The sequence below is a fragment of the Salibacterium aidingense DSM 18341 genome, assembly GCF_000429685.1.
Classification (GTDB): Bacteria; Bacillota; Bacilli; order Bacillales; family Marinococcaceae; genus Salibacterium; species Salibacterium aidingense.
This window is the reverse complement of the sequence record NZ_AUCI01000007.1, coordinates 197,428-215,610: the sequence shown is the minus strand read 5'-3', so window position 1 is coordinate 215,610 and position 18,183 is coordinate 197,428. Positions and strand designations below refer to the sequence as shown.

Here is an 18,183-nt window from a genome sequence, read left to right as displayed (position 1 = left end):
AAGAGTTGAAATATAATCTTGAACAAATCATGGAATTGATCCAGCAGGGTAATACGGAAAAGGGACTGCAGCTTTTAGACGAATTTGAAGGACAAGCTGACCACCAGGAAAAGTATGATCTGGTACAACTTTATGATGAGCTGGGCAGACCGGATAAGGCGCAGCCTTTAATTGAAGAATTGATTCATTTATATCCGGATGAAGGAGAATTACTGACAACAGCAGCTGAAATAGCCATTGACATGGACAAGGAAGAGGAAGCGATCGAATGGCTCCAGGAAGTAAAAAAGAAGGATGAATCCTTTTTACGTGCGCAAATGCTTCTTGCTGATTTGTATCAGCTTCAGGGGCTGGATGAAGTGGCGGAATCAAAATTAAAAACAGCTTTACAGGAAGCTCCGGAAGAGCCTGTGCTGTTAGCTGGGCTGGGGGATTATTATTTGGAACGTGGAGATTTTTCCAAAAGCATCCCCTATTTAAAACAGGCAGAGAGGCAAGGGTTCAAATTTCCAGAAGGAAGCCTTGACCTGCGGCTTGCCGAAGCCTACAGCTCAACCGGGGCCTTCGAAGATGCTCTGGCCTACTATGAAAAAGGGATAAAAGAAAAACAAGAGCCGCATGCTTTGTTTGGCTATGGCTACACCGCACTGCAGGTAAGCGATTATCATACCGCGGTAAGGCAGCTGGAAGAACTGAAAGCAATGGACCCGGAATTTGTTACTTTGTATCCTTACCTCGTCCGGGCTTATGAAGGGGTGGAAAATTTTGAACAAGCTTTGAAAACAGCAGAAGATGGTCTCTCTGTTGATGAATACAACGATCAGTTGTACCTGGAAGCAGGGAAACTGCAGATGGCGCTGGATGCTTCCTCTGCCGCCGAAGATAGGCTGCGACAGGCGCTTTCCCTTAACCCGGGAAACAGAGAAGCGGCTTTTGCGCTTCTGGAGCTGTGGTACACTCAAGAAGATTATGACTCCATTATTGAACTGGTCTCCTATTTAAATGAGGTTGGGGAAGAGGACCCGCGTTTTGAGTGGTATATCGCAAAAGCCAGATGGGAGTCGGAAGAACTGGAAAAAGCGCTGGAGATTTATGAAAGCATCCGAAATGAATACACCGGAAACGAAACATTTCAGGAAGACTACGGACGACTGCTTCTTGAATTGGGTTATCAACGCCAGGCATTGAATTATTTCCGGCAGGCACTGGTGCTTGAACCGGATAATGAAGAGCTGATGGAACTGGTAGCAGATCTGGAAAACAGGGAGACAGATTAAATAATTCCCCGGCTGTAACGTGAAATGGCCGGGGAATCCTTATAGTTTTTGTGAAGAGAGGTAATACTACTTATGAAATGGTCCACAGACGATATTCCATTGTTTGTAAAAGAAAGAGAGTATGTAGATACAGCTGTGCTGCCGCTTCTCCCCATTGATTTTGGAGATGGAATCAGACAAAGTGGTGCGATGACGGAATTTATAACGGTGATGTCAGCCGAAATTGAAAAGCAGTTCCGCGGCAGAATGCTGTTGGTACCTTCTTTCACTTACCTGGCTCAACGCGATATTAAAGAATGCAGACGTGAAGTAGAAGAATGGATTCAGGAAATGAAAAAGGAAAAAATGAAACATATTATTCTTATCACCGCGGACTCCTCATGGAAGAAGGTTGAAAGCGAACTGGATGGTCTGCTGGTGTGGATGCCGCTGGTTCCGCTTGAAAACATGGATACAGCTTATAAAAAGCAGGTTATATCAGAACAGATTAAACAGCTGCTGCCGTTAGTGATGGATAAATGGAAAGAATAGCAGACCGTGCGAAATTCCTCTCAAATGCATGAATAAAAGATTGACAGGCAATTGTCCGCTAGGCTATCATGAGTATGTCCTAGTTTTGTAAAGTGTGTGTGTCATAAATGTCCGGGAGGACTGAACTTATATAGTAGGGGGGATACTGGTGAGTGATGAGCAAAATCACAATGTTTCAAGACGGCAATTTCTGACCTATACGCTTACCGGCGTTGGCGGCTTTATGGCTGCAGGAATCATTTTGCCAATGGCCCGTTTTGCCATTGATCCGGTTCTCCAGGCGGAGTCGGAAGGGGATATGAAAGCGGTGACAGATGTGTCGGAACTCACGGAAGAGCCGCAGCGATTTGATTTTTCTTATGACCAGGAGGATGCCTGGGTGACCTCGGAGACAACGGAGACGGCGTATATTTATCAAAGCGGGGACGAAGTCGTAGCACTCTCCTCCACCTGTACCCATTTGGGATGCACGGTGAGCTGGGCTACGAATGAGGAGTACCCCGATGAATTTTTCTGCCCCTGCCATGGCGGCCGTTATGAGAAAGACGGTACAAATATTGAAGGGACACCGCCGACAGAACCGCTTCATAAATATGAAGTTGAAGTCCGTGATGGCACTGTTTACGTTGGCAAGGCAGAACCACAAGTTTAGGAGGGGCGTCATTTATGTTACAACGAGTGTATGAATGGGTTGATGAACGCCTGGACATAACTCCGATGTGGCGGGATATCGCTGACCATGAAGTGCCAGAACACGTGAATCCGGCACATCATTTTTCAGCGTTCGTTTACTGTTTTGGAGGTTTGACGTTTTTTATTACAGTCATCCAAATATTGTCCGGCATGTTTTTAACCATGTATTATGTACCTGATATCGTCAACGCCTATGAATCGGTACGCTATCTGCAGGGTGATGTGGCGTATGGAACCATTGTGCGTGGAATGCACCACTGGGGAGCCAGTCTTGTTATTGTAATGATATTCCTACATACATTACGCGTATTTTTCACCGGTGCTTATAAAAAGCCGCGTGAACTAAACTGGGTCGTAGGTGTACTTATCTTTTTTGTTATGCTTGGTTTAGGATTTACCGGGTATTTGCTTCCATGGGACATGAAAGCCTATTTTGCGACTGTTGTTGGTCTGCAGATTGCAGAAAGTGTTCCGTTGGTGGGAACTTTGGCAAAGACGCTGCTGGCCGGTGATCCGGAAATCATCGGAGCCCAGACATTGACCAGGTTTTTCGCCATCCATGTGTTTTTCCTTCCGGGAGCATTACTTGGTTTATTAGCGGCTCATTTTATTATGATCCGAAGGCAGGGTATCTCTGGACCGCTTTAAACCCCGCATAAGCGCTTATATGAGAGGAATGAAGGAGGGAAACCGATGCATCGTGGAAAAGGTATGAAATTTGTCGGGGATTCACGGGTTCCCGCCGGACGCAAACCGAATATTCCAAAAGACTATTCGGAATTTCCAGGGAAGACCGAAGCATTCTGGCCTAACTTTCTGTTAAAAGAGTGGCTCGTGGGTGCCGTGTTTCTCATTGGTTATTTATGTCTGACGGTGGCCCATCCATCACCGCTTGAAAGAATGGCGGACCCGACAGACTCCGGTTACATACCGTTGCCGGACTGGTATTTCTTATTCTTGTATCAGTTGTTGAAATATGAATATGCCTCGAGTGAATTTACGGTAATAGGAGCCGTAATCATTCCGGGACTGGCTTTTGGAGCACTGATGCTGGCGCCGTGGCTGGATAACGGTCCGGAGCGGAAAGCTTCACGCCGCCCCATTGCTTCCGGACTGATGATTCTTGGAGTACTTGCTACAGTTTATCTTACCTGGGAGTCCGTGGATCATCACGATTGGGAAGCGGCGGCCGAACAAGGAGAAATGCTCGACGAAGAGGAACAGGAAGCCATGGAGGAAGTAGATACAGACGCAGAAGGGTATCAAATCTTTTCAGATCAAGGCTGTATCAGCTGTCATGGGGATCAACTTCAGGGTACGGGGGCAGCCGGACCATCGTTATATGATACCCAGTATGATGCAGAAACCATTCAGGAGATCGCTGTAGAAGGTATTGGAGAAATGCCGGCCGGTCAGTTTGACGGCAGTGATGAAGAACTTGAAACACTTGCTGAATACATTGCCAGCGGTGGAAATCCGGACAGCGGTGGAGGAGAATCAGAAGACTCCACTGAAGAAGAAGCAGGAGAAAACACCGGAGATGTTGAAGAATAAATGTTATTCGCGGTTTGCGGCTGTCCCTGATAACGGGGGCAGCTTTTTACTTACATAGACATAAATAGAATATTATGGATGACACATGCGGCAGTCCGGCCTATAACGAAGGGGAGCCGCGTTATTTTAAGATAAATGGTGGTGGATTACGGTGGGATGGTTTCTTCGAATACTGGGCATGCCTTCTATGATAGCTGTACTGCTTATTGTTAACATATTGGGAACCATATATGGATATTGGTGGTATAAGGTTCAGCTGGAACAGACTCCGCCTTTGTTTTATGTGTTTGTTCCGGACAGCCCGACTGCCAGTTTGTTTTTTTGTTTTGTATTGATTTTTTTTCTATTTAGGAAAAATTGTGGTCTTCTGGAAGCTTTGGCGGGCGTTACCCTCATTAAATATGGACTATGGGCTGTTGTAATGAACATCGCAGGCGGCGCAGCGGGGGATACCCTTCATTGGACGAATTATATGCTGATTGTGTCCCATTTTGGGATGGCGGTACAGGGTATCTTGTTTACACCATATTACCGGATAAAACCATGGCACCTGACTGCAGCTGCGGTGTGGACCGTTCATAATGATATTATTGATTACGTTTATGGAATGTTTCCGTGGGTTTCCCACGCTATATCTGATCAAATCATGCATATTGGTTATTTCACATTTTGGCTGAGCATGTTGTCTGTCCTGCTGATTTACTTATTCAATGTCAGACGGCGCCGATTTTTGAATTTATAAAAACCTGCCGCCTCTCCGGTCTACTCTTGTCCCTCTCTTCATAGAATGGACAAGGAGAAGGAGGGGTTTATTTATGAAAACCAAGAGCATTACTTCTAATATAAAAGGCCGGCGCTCGGTTCTGATCATTTGTGTGGCCGCCGCATTATTTTTAATCCATATAGGACAAACTATGGCAGAAGACGATGATACAATTTCGATGGAAACCGTGAATGATAAAGCAAAAACAATGCATGATCTGGTGCTGAATGGTGAATATGAAGAAGCCAAACGTATACATGGATGGCTGGTGCGGCGGTTTCCCGCTGTTTCCTTTGATGACTACAACTTGACGACCAGACAGCTTACTGAAATATTCCGGGCTTTTGACAGAGCAGGGGAAGCGGTAACGAATGTCGATATGGATGAACGCCAGCGGGTGCAGTACATTTTTTCATTTCGCCTTGCAGTGGACGCTTCCATCAGTGAAAAGCATCCTTTATGGAAAAAATCAGGGGAGCAGCTGCTTCTTCTTTTAGATGAGATAAAACAAACCCTGGAACAGGAGGACGAGCAGCAGGCAAGGCAGTTATTCTATCATTGGCAGAAAGAGTTTGAAGTGATCCGCCCTGCATTGTATACGGGAAAAGAGGAAGAGGAGTACATGCCGCTCGTTTCCTATGTTCGTTATATGGAGAAAGAGGGATGGGACAAGTCAGACAAAATATCGGAGGTCGAAAAATTAAAAGAACATCTACAGCAGGCCATGGGGAAAACGCAGAATTCTGCTGCAGATCCTTCCTTATGGACGATTATCCTTTCCATTGGAAGTGTGCTGTTCGTTTCTTTAACCTATACTGGATGGAAAAAATATAAAGGAGAAAAGGAAAGGCATCAAATGCGTGATTAATCTTCATAGAACCGTCAAATATATGGAGTCCGTTTTATTGACTTTCTTTGACGTTTTAAATAAAATATTAATCAGAATAGGAGAATGGAGGGATTCCAATGGGTTTTTGGATTATCTATATTGTCGCGCTTTTGGCTATCCCGCTTTGGGCTCAGTCCAAAGTAAAAAAATCGTATAAAAAATATTCAAAGATTTCCAATTCTTCCGGTATGACCGGAGCGGAAGTGGCTAAAAAGATTTTACAGGATAACCGGATTTTTGATGTAGGGGTGGAACCGGTAAAAGGACAGCTTTCGGATCATTATGATCCCAGAAAGAAAATGGTCCGATTGTCAGAAGATAATTATTATGGTACAAGCGTGGCGGCGCAGGCGATTGCATCTCACGAAGTCGGCCATGCCATACAGGATGCGCAGGATTATGCTTTTCTACGTTTCCGCAGTACGCTGGCGCCTGCTGCCAACCTTGGTTCCAACATGTCGTTTATGTTAATAATAGCCGGTGCCATTATAGGAATGGCTGATTTAATTCTAGTCGGTATTGTATTTATGTCAGCCGCCGTGCTGTTCCAGCTGGTCACGCTCCCGGTAGAATTTAATGCCAGCAGCCGCGCCATGCAGCAGATTGTTACCACCGGCATCATTCGAAACAATGAAGAAAAAGAGACGAAAAAAGTACTCGATGCCGCAGCCCTTACCTATGTCGCGGCCGCGCTCGTAGCCGTTCTCGAACTCGTCCGGTTTGTGATGATGTATTTTGCGGTAAATGAATAAATGAAAATAAAGAAAAGGACTGCATGTGTAACGGCAGTCCTTTTCTTTATTGGAGGAGTTAACAAGCCCAAGACCCGCTTTTTCTTACGTCGTATGCAGCGGATTTTTATTTTCATCGAGCGTGAAGCCTTCTCCCCGTACGTCCTGTACGTCATTCACGGTTACAAAGGCGGCGGGGTCTGTTTTTTCAACTAAATTTTTCAGCCGGACCAGTTCATTTCGGGCTACGACACAGTACAAAACTTCTTTTTCAATTCCGGTGAAAGAACCTTTTCCCTGGAAAAGCGTGGCGCCACGGTTCATTTCTTTTAGGACGACATCAGCAATCTCTTCCGGTCTTTCGGATATAATAAATGCAGCTTTGGCAGAGTATGCCCCCTTTTGGATAAAATCAATAACTTTCGCGGCTGTGAACACAGCAACCAATGTATACATGGCTTCTCTATAATCAAGGTAGACGAGAGAAGAGGTAATGACAGCAGCATCAAAAACAAATAATGTCCGACCCATACTCCAGCCCAGATATTTCACTCCAAGCTTTCCAATAATATCTGACCCGCCGGTAGTTCCCCCGTACCGAAACACCATTCCCAGGCCGCTTCCGATGAGTACACCTGCAAATAAGGCGGCAAGGGTCATATCTTCTTCCAGTCCCACCTGCAGAAGCGGATAAGCCTGAAAAAGCCATAAAAAGAACGACAGCCCGATCGTACCAATAATGGTATACATGAAAACGGTTCTGCCAAGAACTTTCCATCCTATGATGAAAAAAGGAATGTTTAGGACAATGTTTGAAACGGCGGGGTCCACATTAAATAAAAAATAAAGAAGCAGTGTAATCCCGGTGAAGCCCCCGTCTGCCAAGTTGTTCTGCATATTGAAATATACAAGCCCGAATGACATGATGGCAGAACCAAGCAGAATAAATAAACTATTTTTAAGATGCCAAATCATAAAGAACTCCTTTCCCTGCCGATAAATGGAAGTCCCACTTATTATAATGAAAAGTACATGTCTAGTACAAGGTGTAAGACGATTGTCAAATAGGTTGGAATTCGATACGATAAAGAAGAAAGCGGGGGATGGATACATGGACTCGAAACGAATGGAAGAAATGCAGCAGGAAGTGGAAAAACATATAGGACAATACAAAGAAGGTTATTTCAGTCCTTTGGCCATGATGGCTCGTTTAAGTGAAGAAACGGGGGAACTGGCAAGGGAAATTAATCATTATTACGGAGAAAAACCTAAAAAAGAAACCGAACAGTTTAAAACGCTGGAACAGGAAATGGGCGATATTTTATTTGTACTAATCTGTTTTGCAAATTCCTTACATATTAATCTGGATGAGGCGTTTGATCTGGTCATGAATAAGTTTCGTACACGAGATGTGGATCGATGGACAAAAATAGAAGAAGGAGACCGATAAATATGACAAGCATTATCCTTGCAGGACCGCGTGGTAAAATGGGGAGGGAGGCTGTGCAGCTGATACGGGAAACAGAAACATTTGAACTGGCCGCCGCCGTTGATTCAAAAAATGCAGGAAAACAATTGGCGGAACTTCCCGGGATGCCGGATGAACAAGCTCTTGTGTATGATGATATGAGGACATGCCTGGAGGAAGCAGAAGCCGACGTCTTAGTTGATCTGACTACTCCCTCTGCTGGAAAACAGCATCTCGAGCTTGCATTAGATCATCATGTCCGGCCTGTAGTAGGGACTACCGGTTTTACAGACGCCGATATTGAGAGATTGCGGGAAAAAGCAGAAGAAAAAGAGCTCGGCGCCATCATTGCTCCAAATTTTGCAGTTGGGGCCATTTTAATGATGAAGCTTTCCCAAATAGCAGCGAAATATTTTTCAGATGCGGAAATTATTGAAATGCATCACGACAATAAGCTTGATGCTCCGTCCGGCACGGCAGCAAAAACGGCTTCGATGATTAATGAAATTCGTCCTCATAAATTACAGGGACATCCGGAGGAGAAAGAACAGCAGGAAGGGGCACGAGGGGCTGAAACAGACGGTCTCCGCATACACAGTGTCCGTCTTCCCGGCCTGGTGGCCCATCAGGAAGTTCTGTTTGGAGGCTCCGGGCAGACGTTGAAAATCCGTCATGATTCGTATAACCGGCAATCGTTTATGCCAGGGGTGAAATTAGCAGTAGAACAGGTCATGCAGGTCAAAACACTTGTCTACGGACTTGAAAATATAATCGAATAGGGGGAGGCTGTCGTTGAATATTGCGTTAATTGCCCATGATAAAAAGAAAGAAGATATGATTCGGTTTGTTCAGGCATATGAACCGGTGCTGAAACACCATGAACTGCACGCTACCGGAACGACAGGCAGCAGAATAGAATCGGAAACAGAGCTGCGGATTCATAAGCATTTATCTGGCCCGCTTGGAGGAGACCAGCAAATCGGCGCTTTGGTGGCGGAAAACGTGGTGGACATGGTTTTATTTTTCCGGGATCCGTTGACAGCCCAGCCTCATGAGCCGGACATCACTGCTTTGTTAAGGTTATGTGATGTCCAGGCGATTCCTCTTGCTACAAACATGGCAACTGCCGAAGTATTAGTGAAGGGGCTGGAAGGCGGACTGCTTGATTTTAGAGAAGTGCAACACCAACAGAGGAGATCTTCTCATGAGTAGGAAACGACTGCTTTGTATCGGTGCCCATCCGGATGACGTGGAAATTGGGATGGGGGGGACTGCTGCGCTGCATGCTCATAACGGCGGATCTGTGTATATTTGTTCTCTGACAAAAGGAGAGCTTTCATCAAACGGAACGGTCGAGAGCAGGCAGCAGGAAGCTCAGGCCTCCGCCCGTAAATTAAAGGCAAAAAGGTATCAGCTGGACTTTCCGGACCGAGGGATCAGCTCCTCGCATACTCAATATCATATGCTTGTTGATCTTATCCGCGAGATTCAGCCGGATACTATTTCCGCGCCGTTTTTCGAAGACAGGCATCCGGACCATGCAGCCTGCAGCATAACGGTGAGAGAGGCAGTGTTTGATGCCGGAATACTAAAATATCCGGATTTGTCTTTTCCTCCGCATAAAACAGCGTCTTTTTTTTATTATTTTATTAATGGGATTGGGCAGCCTGATTTTTATGTCGATATCACGACATGGCAGCAGTGTAAAGAAGAAGCATTGTCCTGTTATCAAAGTCAATTTGTAAAAACCTCTGACAGCGTAAGGACTCCCTTGACAGAAGGGTACATAGAAAGTGTCCGGGCCAGAGACGCTGTATTTGGAAAACAAGCCGGCACCCGCTTTGCGGAAGGGTTTAAAAACGCCTCTCCGCTCGTTTTATCTTCTATACCGTAAAGGAGAACAATATGACTTATAAAATTGGCATTACGTGTTACCCGACCGTCGGCGGGTCGGGAGTTGTGGCGACAGAACTTGGAAAGTTATTGGCGGAAAGAGGCCACGAAGTACATTTTATATCAACCAGTCTCCCTTTTCGTTTAAATCAAACATATTCTAATATTTACTATCATGAAGTAGAGGTCAATCAGTATGAGGTTTTTCAATATCCCCCATACTCTCTTACGTTAGCCAGCAAAATGGCGGAAGTTATCAATAGAGAAAATCTGGATATCCTGCATGTTCACTACGCCGTTCCCCATGCTGTCTGTGCGCTGCTGGCAAAGGACATGGTGGATAAGGACATCAAAGTGGTGACCACTCTTCATGGGACGGACATTACCGTTCTTGGGCATGATCCTTCCCTAAAGGACATCATTCGTTACGCCATTAACCGTTCGGACAAAGTCACAGCAGTGTCCAAGGCTCTGGCTGGAGAAACAAGGGAAATGCTTCAAACGACAGCTCCGATAGAAACGATTTATAACTTCGTGGATGAGCGGGTGTACAGAGAGGACAGTTTTCAGGAGGATTTACGCGGATCCTATCATATTCCGGAGGATCACCGCATCATCATTCATATATCAAATTTCCGACCCGTCAAAAGAGTCCTCGATGTGGTGCAGGCTTTTTCTGTTATTCAGGAAAAGCTGCCCTCCGTTTTATTAATGATAGGTGATGGACCGGAAAAAACCCTGGCCTGTCAAAAGGCGGAAGAGCTTGGATTGACAAATCAAGTGATTTTCCTTGGTAACCAGAAACAGGTTGTTGATTTCTTAAATATTTCCGATCTCATGCTGCTGCTTTCAGAGAAGGAAAGTTTTGGGCTGTCTGCGCTTGAGGCTATGGCCTGCGGCGTGCCTGTAGTTGGCACAGACGCCGGCGGCATTCCGGAAGTCATTGTTGATCAAAAAACTGGGCGTATCACTCCTGTAGGGGAGCCGGATAAGGCTGGAAAAGCTGGACTGGAGATGTTGCAGAAGCCTGAACAATACCAGGCCTTTTCAGATAATAGTAAGCAAAGAGCTACAGAGGTATTCTCCACCGTTAAGATCGTTGAACAGTACGAAGCGGTGTATGAAGCGGCTTATCGATCCTCGACACTTATGGAAGGCGGTTGAAACATGGATGATAAGGAATGGGAGACGGCCTTTCAGGTTCTGCAGCACATGGAAAATGCAGGACACAGAAGTTATATTGTGGGAGGAGCGGCCAGAAATTATCTGTTGGGGGTCCCGGTTCATGATTTTGATATTGTAACGGACGCTTCCTCTGTTGATATTTCTTCATTATTTCCCGGTGCGGTACTGCCGTCGCAGGCATTTTCCACGTTCATTGTACCCTGGAAAGGCGCGGTATTTGAAATATCGCCGTATCGATCCAGCGGGCAGACATTAAAAGCTGACCTGCAGCTGCGCGATTTTACAATGAATGCGATTGCTGTGGATCAGGCAGGGAAAATGCTGGACCCGTGGGGGGGACGAAAGGATGTGGAGAAGGGCCTGATTCGTTCTATTTTCCCGGACGAACGAATGAAAGAAGACCCGCTTCGTACCCTGCGGGCGCTTCGTTTTGTTTCGCAGCTTGGCTTTTCTATTGAGGACCAAACGTGGAATGGATTGCTCACCCATAATAGAGGTTTAGCCGATATTGCTGTCGAACGGATTCAGAGAGAACTGGAAAAACTATTGGAGGGGACGTATCATGCGAAGGCGCTTGACCTTCTTTTCAGGTACAGCATACCACAGAATTTTCCGGATCGTCTCCGTTCCAATCCGCAGCATGTTTCGGTCAATCACTATGAACTGAATTCGTTACATTCCATCGCAGAAAGATGGGCGGCCTTTTTCCTGCTGTTGTATGAAAGGAAAGCGGAAGCATATGTCAACGCCTGGCCCCTGTCTAAAAAAACACGAAAAAAACTGTATTACATTCTAAACACCTGTTTTACTTATTCGGAAGGCATACCTTGGGATATAGACATGATCTATCAAACCGGGGAAACGCTGGCGCTGGAGACAGAAAGAGTGTATCAATGGCTGTCTCAACAGTCCTCAGCAGAAACATTGCAGACAATTACACAGATCTATCAATCGCTTGCTCTCACCTCCCTCCGAGATTTAGAAATAAACGGGGCAGATATTATTCATCTTTTCCCGGATATATCAAAGGATAGAATCGGATGGCTTCTTCACTTACTGGAAGAAGCAGTGCTTCACCACCGAGTATCTAATTCCAAAAAGGAACTACTTTCCTTTTTAAAGGAGAAACATTGAAATGAGAGATAAACTACTGCAATTATTGGAAGGTGCATCAGACACATTTATCTCCGGCCAGGAGATCAGCCGGCAGCTTGGTATAACACGGACAGCGGTATGGAAGCATATGGAAGAGCTCAGGAAAAATGGGTATGAAGTGGAAGCTGTTCCGCGCAAGGGATATCGTCTAACCCACACCCCCAATCTGGCCAGCGCGGATGAGATAAAAGCCCGACTAACGACATCCCGTCTGGGGACGTTTATTACTTATAAGCAGGAAGTGGCTTCTACCCAGGAAGTGGCCCATCAGCTTTCCAGAGAAGGGGCGCCGGAAGGGACCGTTGTTGCTGCAGACACTCAAATAAAAGGAAAAGGCCGGCTCAATAGAGAATGGTATTCTCCTTCAGGAACCGGTCTGTGGTTCAGTCTAATCCTTAGACCTGATATCATACCGCAGCGGGCCCCCCAGCTGACCTTAATGACGGCGGTGGCAGTCACAGAAGGAATTCATGCAGCGACCGGCCTGCATCCACAAATAAAATGGCCCAATGATATCCTAATGGAAGGGAAGAAAACTGCTGGCATATTGACAGAAATGCAGTCGGAACCGGACAGGGTGCAGGCAGTTATTATCGGGATTGGTTTAAACATTAACCAGCGGAAGGATCAGTTTCCGGAGGAGTTGAGAGACAAAGCAACTTCTCTTGCAGAAGAAAACGGCGGGGGCTCTTTTTATCGAGCCGATATCATCGCTGCTGTATTGGAGAGAATGGAATACTGGTACTATCATTATCTCGACTATGGATTTTCTGATATACGCAGACGCTGGGAAGAACTTGCGGTGACCATTGGAAGCCAGATAACAGCTATATCTGTTTCCAAAACGGTAACAGGGCTTGCAGAAGGAATCACTGACGATGGCGTGTTATTAATCAAAAAAGCGGATGGCAGTATAGAACAAATATACAGTGCCGATATAGACTAGTGATTTGATGTGATATACTAAAAGAGGCGATATCCAGCTGGAATTGCACAAATCGTATGATGACAGAATTCTGCCTTGATCCGAACAGGACAGGGACGGAGAAGGAAGTCTGCCTACGGGCAGTATATTTCCTTTTCTCCACAAAAAGGAGGAGAAAAATTGAAAACGAGTAAAGCTTTCCTGAAGATGAAAGCCGGCAGTGAGCCTATTGCTATGGTGACCGCTTATGATGCCCCTTCGGCAAAAGCGGCAGCAAAAGCAGAAGTAGATATGCTGCTGGTAGGTGACTCGGCGGGGATGGTTGTTCATGGATATGATTCTACTATTCCTGTCACAGTGGAGGATATGCTGATGCATTCCAAAGCAGTAAAAAGAGGGGCTCCGGATGTATTTACAGTTACCGACCTTCCGTTTTTATCTTATAATGGGCCGTTTTCTGATACGATTCAAGCTGTAAGACGACTAATGCAGGAAGCAGGCGTACAAGCGGTGAAAGTAGAAGGTTCCGGACGTACTTTAACTGTTATCGAACGTTTAACGGAAAGTGGTGTCCCGGTTATGGGTCATCTTGGTTTAACCCCTCAATCTGTTGGCGTTCTTGGGGGATACAGCGTTCAGGGAAAATCTGAGGCAGCGGCTGCTAAACTCATGGACGATGCCCGCGCCATTCAGCAAAGCGGGGCATTTGCACTTGTACTTGAATGTGTACCTCACCAATTGGCTGCCGCTGTGACAAAAACGTTGACGATTCCTGTGATAGGTATCGGAGCAGGCGGAGCCACGGATGGGCAGGTACTCGTCTTTCACGATCTGGTAGGTCTGACCGATGGGTTTATTCCTTCTTTTGTGAAACAGTATGCTTCCCTCCAGAAAGAAGCTGAAACAGCAGTCAGTCAATATGTCTATGATGTAAAACAATCCATTTTCCCGGAAAACCGCCATTCTTTTTCCATGGAAGAAGAAATGGACGACAGGTTGTTCGGGGGTATCAAAAAATGATGATAATAACCCGTGCTTCTGCCATGAGGAAAAAGACAGAAGAATGGAAGCAGCAAGGTTGTTCGACAGGGTTTGTGCCAACCATGGGAGCTCTTCATGGCGGACATTTATCCTTAATGAATGAAGCAAGACAAAAAAATGACAAAGTAGTGGTCAGCATTTTTGTAAACCCGCTTCAATTCGGTGCAGATGAAGATTATGATACGTATCCAAAAAATATAGAAGCAGACGCAGAAACAGCCGGGATGGCAAACGTGGATGTAATATTTGCTCCCCCGGTGGATGAACTCTATCCAAGACCCGTTCGCACCATAGTACACGTGGAAAAGGGGGTTCAGGTACTCTGCGGCAGAAACAGACCCGGTCATTTTGACGGCGTTGCTACGGTGGTAATGAAGTTATTTCAGATTATCCATCCTGATAACGCCTATTTTGGACGAAAAGATGCGCAGCAGGCAGCTGTGGTCCAGAACATGGCAGATGATTTTAACCTTTCTATCGACATTGTCACCTGCCGGACAATCCGGGAAACGGATGGGCTGGCAGTAAGTTCCCGCAACATTTATTTAACGGAAAAGGAACGAAAGCAGGCTCCGCAGTTGTACAAAAGCCTGCTGACCGCTGAAGAAAAAGTACATCAGGGGGAAAGGGATGTCTCTGTATTGGAGAAGGTTATCCATAATAGTCTGGTAAACCATACGGATGCTGAGATTGATTACGCAGAAGTGTTGGCCTACCCGGAATTAGAAACCTTTTCGTCTTCCAGCGGACAAATTATTTTAGCCGCTGCTATTCGCTTTTCCAAAGCAAGGTTAATAGACAATATCATCGTTCCTTTGCGTGACACAAAGAAAGGAGAAAAACAGGATGTACCGGACCTTGATGAAATCTAAACTGCATCGTGCGGAAGTGACGGAAGCAGATTTACATTACGTCGGCAGTATCACTATTGATGCTGCTCTGCTCGAAGCCGTTGATATCATAGAAAATGAGAAAGTTCAGGTAGTGAATAATAACAACGGAACGAGGCTGGAAACGTATGTTATTGCCGGCAGACGCCACAGCGGTACGGTTTGTTTAAACGGTGCTGCCGCAAGAATGGCACAGCCGGGGGATACTATTATTATCATTGCCTATGCGCAGGTGGAAGAACAAAAGTGCCGGAATTTCCAGCCAAATATAGCAGTGCTGGGCGGGGGAAATCGAATTAAGCAAATGCTGCCGCAGGAATCTCCATCCACAATGGTTTAATCAATCTTGGAAATTAATGAACAGGCCGGGGTGAAAATCTATGTCAAGGAAGTTTGTCGTTGTCGATACAGAAACGACAGGAAATGCTCCGAAAAAAGGAGATAAAATAATTCAGATTGGACTGGCTGTTATCGAAGATGGAAGTGTTACCGAAACCTTTTCTTCTTTTATCCAGCCTCATCGTCCCATCCCTGCTTTTATCCAGCAGTTAACCGGTATAGAGCAGGAAGATGTGCAAACGGCCCCGGAGTTTTTGGAGATTGCCCCACTATTATTGGAAAAATTGGAAAATGCTTTTTTTGTTGCGCACAATGTGCGGTTTGATTTGCATTTTATTAACAATGAACTGGAGGAAGCTGGTTTTCCTGCTTTTAAAGGGAAAGTCATCGATACCGTGGAATGCTCCCGAATCTTATACCCGCGGGCTCCCGGCTATCAATTATCCCAGCTGGCGGAGTGGCTGCAGATTTCCCACAGCCGCCCGCATCAGGCGGACAGCGATGCCCAGGTTACAGCAGATCTGCTCCTTTTGCTTTTTGATAAGTTCTCCCAGCTTCCGGCGCCGGCATGGAAAGGATTACGTTCCCTTGCGTCCCATTTGGAAAGTGATATATTGCCGTTAACGAAATCATGGGAGAACAATCCGGCTTGGTCAGAAAAATATGATATCGTAGAGTATAAAGGTATTGCCTTAAAAAGACCGAAAAGACCTGCCGCAGGAGAACGAACGAAGAAGGCAGAAGAAGGAAGCGGACGTTTTTTTGCGCCGGGAGGACTTCTCTCCACTGTATGGAAAGACTACGATTACAGAGAAGGACAGGAGAAAATGGCGGAGGAAGTTGAAACTGCGATGAAAAACCGTCGTCATTTACTGGTCGAAGCAGGAACCGGAATTGGAAAGACCCTGGCTTATCTCGTACCAAGTCTTTATTTCAGCAAACATACTGGAAAACGGGTCATCGTTTCTACTCATACAATTACGCTGCAGGAACAGTTGATCCAAAAAGAAATTCCCCTTTTAAAAAAAGCAGTGCCATTTTCAATATCTGTTTTTTTACTCAAAGGGAAAAGCCATTATTTATGCCTGCGAAAGTTCAAACAGATGCTTGGGACCGCCCCCGCTTCCTACGAGGAAGTACTCGGACTGGCTCAAATTTTAATCTGGATTCTGGAAACAGAGACCGGAGACGTAGAAGAAATAAATCTGCCGGGCGGCGCTAACAGCCTTTTCTGGGAAAAAGTGTGTACAGATGATTCCTATGGTTCCAGGGCTTCGGGGCAGTGGGCGGATTATAATTTTTATGAACGAGCGAAGGCACGCGCAGAAACTGCAGATATTTTAATTACCAATCATGCTCTGTTATTCACGGAAATGAAGAGAGGGGACCAGCTTCTTCCCGAGAATAAGCATGTCGTCATAGATGAAGCACATCATTTAGATGATTTGGCATCTAAGCATTTAGGGGAGGAAGTCAGTTATTTCTACTTCAACCAGGTCTTGAACCGGATCGGTATGCTGGAGGAAATTGGGATATTTCAACGGCTGCTTGTGTTTGAACAGTCTTCCATAGGACATTTTTCGTCGTCCTGGTACCAAAAACGGGGAGACTATTTCACCTTATTAAAGTATGAAATAGATGAATTGTTTCGAATGATTCATCATTACTGCAGAAAGCATTCGATTCCAAAACGTACGGATGTGGGAAGATTGTCCCTGCGGTATTTTCCAGCCCAAAACGCCGATCCGGAATGGACGGCAGTGAAAGACTCCCTTCAGCGTATCCTCTACATTTTCGAAGAGGAAGAAAGGGCCTGGCTTTCGTTTTACCATCAGCTGTCCTCCGTGGTGCCGCAGGGTACGAATGAAGAGGGTTTGCTGCATGATTTTAAATCTGCTGCCGAAGATATCGAAGGGATGTGTCTTCGTCTCGAATCGCTGCTGTTAGAGGAGAAAGACAACTACGTTTATTGGATGGAAATTGACAAAAAAGGAGCGGCCAATGCCGCTTATCTATACAATAGACCGGTGGATGTTTCAGAACAGCTCGCCGATCAGTTTTTCGCCCGCAAAGACAGCGTCATCCTTACTTCAGCTGCCCTCACCATGAAAAATTCGTTTTCCTATGTAATACGCAGGTGGGGACTTCAGGATTTTGGACCCAAAACCCTGCAGCTGGGCTCTTCCTTTTCGATAGAAAACAGAGCAAAGCTGATGGTGCCGGAAGATATTCGTTCGATAAAACAGAAAGAAAAAGATTTTATATGGGATACCGCTGAATTTATCTACCATGCTGCCTCTATAACGGAGGGGAAGATGCTCGTTTTGTTTACATCATTTGAAATGCTCCGGCAGACTTACGACCAGCTGAAGAGATGGGATGAGGAAAACATATTTACGTTTATTGCCCAGGGCGTGAAAAGCGGGAGCCGTTCTAAATTGATGAAAACATTTAAACAGTATGAGCAGGCGGTATTGCTGGGGACGAATGCGTTTTGGGAAGGAATCGATATTCCCGGAGAAGATTTAAGCTGTTTAATCATCGTGAGGCTCCCTTTTCCGCCGCCGGATGAACCAATTACCCAGGCACGAATGGAGCAGGTGAAACAAGCTGGCGGCAACCCGTTTACAGAAGTTTCTCTTCCACAGGCCGTGCTGCGATTTAAGCAGGGATTCGGAAGACTGCTGCGGCATAAAAACGATCGAGGGGTTGTTATTGTCCTGGACAAACGGATTTTTCAAAACAGATATGGCAAAGACTTTATCGATTCCCTTCCAGCATTGCCTGTTTTGCATAAACCGGTAGACCATTTGCTGAATGAAATAGCCTTATTTTTTCAAAAGGGGTAG

20 protein-coding genes are annotated in these 18,183 nt (G+C 45.7%); 19 read left to right on the top strand and 1 reads right to left on the bottom strand.

Going from position 1 to position 18,183, the window contains the following annotated elements; all coding sequences use genetic code 11:
• Positions 1 to 5 precede the first annotated feature (5 nt).
• The 8 genes from G475_RS0108655 to G475_RS0108620 all read left to right on the top strand — a co-directional run bounded on the left by G475_RS0108655 (position 6) and on the right by G475_RS0108620 (position 6,459).
• A complete protein-coding gene (locus G475_RS0108655) occupies positions 6 to 1,277 on the top strand; it encodes a tetratricopeptide repeat protein (protein ID WP_026700942.1) in 1,272 nt (423 codons plus the stop codon).
• A 72-nt stretch (positions 1,278 to 1,349) separates the two neighbouring features.
• Entirely contained in the window at positions 1,350 to 1,808 is a 459-nt protein-coding gene (locus G475_RS0108650; protein ID WP_026700941.1) for a YpiF family protein, read from the top strand.
• Between the two features lie 145 nt (positions 1,809 to 1,953).
• Positions 1,954 to 2,460 carry a QcrA and Rieske domain-containing protein gene (locus G475_RS0108645; RefSeq protein ID WP_233275756.1) on the top strand — a complete coding sequence of 169 codons (507 nt, stop codon included), beginning with the start codon at positions 1,954 to 1,956 and terminating at the stop codon, positions 2,458 to 2,460.
• Between the two features lie 14 nt (positions 2,461 to 2,474).
• Positions 2,475 to 3,149, top strand: a complete 675-nt coding sequence (gene qcrB / locus G475_RS0108640) for a menaquinol-cytochrome c reductase cytochrome b subunit (protein WP_026700939.1) — start codon at positions 2,475 to 2,477, stop codon at positions 3,147 to 3,149.
• A gap of 45 nt (positions 3,150 to 3,194) precedes the next feature.
• A complete protein-coding gene (locus G475_RS0108635; protein ID WP_026700938.1) occupies positions 3,195 to 4,055 on the top strand; it encodes a menaquinol-cytochrome c reductase cytochrome b/c subunit in 861 nt (286 codons plus the stop codon).
• Positions 4,056 to 4,206: 151 nt separating this feature from the next.
• Entirely contained in the window at positions 4,207 to 4,797 is a 591-nt protein-coding gene (gene lhaT, locus G475_RS0108630; protein ID WP_026700937.1) for a lipoprotein heptaprenylglyceryl N-acetyltransferase LhaT, read from the top strand.
• A 73-nt stretch (positions 4,798 to 4,870) separates the two neighbouring features.
• Positions 4,871 to 5,686 (top strand): sporulation protein YpjB, encoded by an 816-nt coding sequence (locus G475_RS0108625; protein ID WP_026700936.1) that lies wholly within the window; start codon positions 4,871 to 4,873, stop codon positions 5,684 to 5,686.
• Between the two features lie 98 nt (positions 5,687 to 5,784).
• A complete protein-coding gene (locus tag G475_RS0108620) occupies positions 5,785 to 6,459 on the top strand; it encodes a zinc metallopeptidase (protein ID WP_026700935.1) in 675 nt (224 codons plus the stop codon).
• A gap of 84 nt (positions 6,460 to 6,543) precedes the next feature.
• Here the strand turns inward: G475_RS0108620 and G475_RS0108615 are convergent, their stop codons facing one another.
• On the bottom strand, positions 6,544 to 7,413 hold the full coding sequence (locus G475_RS0108615; RefSeq protein ID WP_026700934.1) for a YitT family protein: 870 nt from the start codon (positions 7,411 to 7,413) through the stop codon (positions 6,544 to 6,546).
• 82 nt (positions 7,414 to 7,495) lie between these two features.
• Here G475_RS0108615 and G475_RS0108610 point away from each other — a divergent pair, with 82 nt between their 5' ends.
• From G475_RS0108610 to dinG, 11 genes are all read left to right on the top strand, one after another.
• Positions 7,496 to 7,888 (top strand): nucleotide pyrophosphohydrolase, encoded by a 393-nt coding sequence (locus G475_RS0108610; protein WP_026700933.1) that lies wholly within the window; start codon positions 7,496 to 7,498, stop codon positions 7,886 to 7,888.
• A gap of 2 nt (positions 7,889 to 7,890) precedes the next feature.
• Positions 7,891 to 8,685 carry a 4-hydroxy-tetrahydrodipicolinate reductase gene (dapB, locus tag G475_RS0108605; RefSeq protein WP_026700932.1) on the top strand — a complete coding sequence of 265 codons (795 nt, stop codon included), beginning with the start codon at positions 7,891 to 7,893 and terminating at the stop codon, positions 8,683 to 8,685.
• 13 nt (positions 8,686 to 8,698) lie between these two features.
• Positions 8,699 to 9,118: a methylglyoxal synthase gene (mgsA, locus tag G475_RS0108600; RefSeq protein ID WP_026700931.1), complete on the top strand. Its 420-nt coding sequence runs from the start codon at positions 8,699 to 8,701 to the stop codon at positions 9,116 to 9,118.
• Positions 9,111 to 9,800, top strand: coding sequence for a bacillithiol biosynthesis deacetylase BshB1 (gene bshB1, locus G475_RS0108595; RefSeq protein WP_026700930.1), 690 nt, complete (start codon positions 9,111 to 9,113; stop codon positions 9,798 to 9,800). The genes mgsA and bshB1 overlap by 8 nt, the downstream gene beginning before the upstream one ends.
• Positions 9,801 to 9,811: 11 nt before the next feature.
• Entirely contained in the window at positions 9,812 to 10,963 is a 1,152-nt protein-coding gene (bshA, locus tag G475_RS0108590; protein WP_026700929.1) for an N-acetyl-alpha-D-glucosaminyl L-malate synthase BshA, read from the top strand.
• Positions 10,964 to 10,966: 3 nt separating this feature from the next.
• Entirely contained in the window at positions 10,967 to 12,118 is a 1,152-nt protein-coding gene (locus G475_RS0108585) for a [cytidine(C)-cytidine(C)-adenosine (A)]-adding enzyme (protein WP_026700928.1), read from the top strand.
• A gap of 1 nt (position 12,119) precedes the next feature.
• Positions 12,120 to 13,085: a biotin--[acetyl-CoA-carboxylase] ligase gene (locus tag G475_RS0108580; RefSeq protein WP_035710588.1), complete on the top strand. Its 966-nt coding sequence runs from the start codon at positions 12,120 to 12,122 to the stop codon at positions 13,083 to 13,085.
• 159 nt (positions 13,086 to 13,244) lie between these two features.
• Positions 13,245 to 14,084, top strand: coding sequence for a 3-methyl-2-oxobutanoate hydroxymethyltransferase (panB, locus tag G475_RS0108575; protein ID WP_026700926.1), 840 nt, complete (start codon positions 13,245 to 13,247; stop codon positions 14,082 to 14,084).
• A complete protein-coding gene (gene panC / locus G475_RS24605) occupies positions 14,081 to 14,977 on the top strand; it encodes a pantoate--beta-alanine ligase (RefSeq protein ID WP_051302343.1) in 897 nt (298 codons plus the stop codon). The genes panB and panC overlap by 4 nt, the downstream gene beginning before the upstream one ends.
• On the top strand, positions 14,952 to 15,335 hold the full coding sequence (gene panD, locus G475_RS0108565) for an aspartate 1-decarboxylase (protein ID WP_026700925.1): 384 nt from the start codon (positions 14,952 to 14,954) through the stop codon (positions 15,333 to 15,335). The genes panC and panD overlap by 26 nt, the downstream gene beginning before the upstream one ends.
• A 40-nt stretch (positions 15,336 to 15,375) precedes the next feature.
• Complete coding sequence (dinG, locus tag G475_RS0108560; RefSeq protein ID WP_026700924.1) at positions 15,376 to 18,183, top strand: ATP-dependent DNA helicase DinG; 2,808 nt, start codon at positions 15,376 to 15,378, stop codon at positions 18,181 to 18,183.

Coding starts and splice junctions, on each gene's coding strand:
- G475_RS0108650 (WP_026700941.1), top strand. CDS start 1,350: ATGAAATGGTCCACAGACGATATTCCATTGTTTGTAAAAGAAAGAGAG.
- qcrB (WP_026700939.1), top strand. CDS start 2,475: ATGTTACAACGAGTGTATGAATGGGTTGATGAACGCCTGGACATAACT.
- G475_RS0108635 (WP_026700938.1), top strand. CDS start 3,195: ATGCATCGTGGAAAAGGTATGAAATTTGTCGGGGATTCACGGGTTCCC.
- G475_RS0108625 (WP_026700936.1), top strand. CDS start 4,871: ATGAAAACCAAGAGCATTACTTCTAATATAAAAGGCCGGCGCTCGGTT.
- G475_RS0108620 (WP_026700935.1), top strand. CDS start 5,785: ATGGGTTTTTGGATTATCTATATTGTCGCGCTTTTGGCTATCCCGCTT.
- G475_RS0108615 (WP_026700934.1), bottom strand. CDS start 7,413: ATGATTTGGCATCTTAAAAATAGTTTATTTATTCTGCTTGGTTCTGCC.
- dapB (WP_026700932.1), top strand. CDS start 7,891: ATGACAAGCATTATCCTTGCAGGACCGCGTGGTAAAATGGGGAGGGAG.
- bshB1 (WP_026700930.1), top strand. CDS start 9,111: ATGAGTAGGAAACGACTGCTTTGTATCGGTGCCCATCCGGATGACGTG.
- bshA (WP_026700929.1), top strand. CDS start 9,812: ATGACTTATAAAATTGGCATTACGTGTTACCCGACCGTCGGCGGGTCG.
- G475_RS0108585 (WP_026700928.1), top strand. CDS start 10,967: ATGGATGATAAGGAATGGGAGACGGCCTTTCAGGTTCTGCAGCACATG.
- G475_RS0108580 (WP_035710588.1), top strand. CDS start 12,120: ATGAGAGATAAACTACTGCAATTATTGGAAGGTGCATCAGACACATTT.
- panC (WP_051302343.1), top strand. CDS start 14,081: ATGATGATAATAACCCGTGCTTCTGCCATGAGGAAAAAGACAGAAGAA.
- panD (WP_026700925.1), top strand. CDS start 14,952: ATGTACCGGACCTTGATGAAATCTAAACTGCATCGTGCGGAAGTGACG.
- dinG (WP_026700924.1), top strand. CDS start 15,376: ATGTCAAGGAAGTTTGTCGTTGTCGATACAGAAACGACAGGAAATGCT.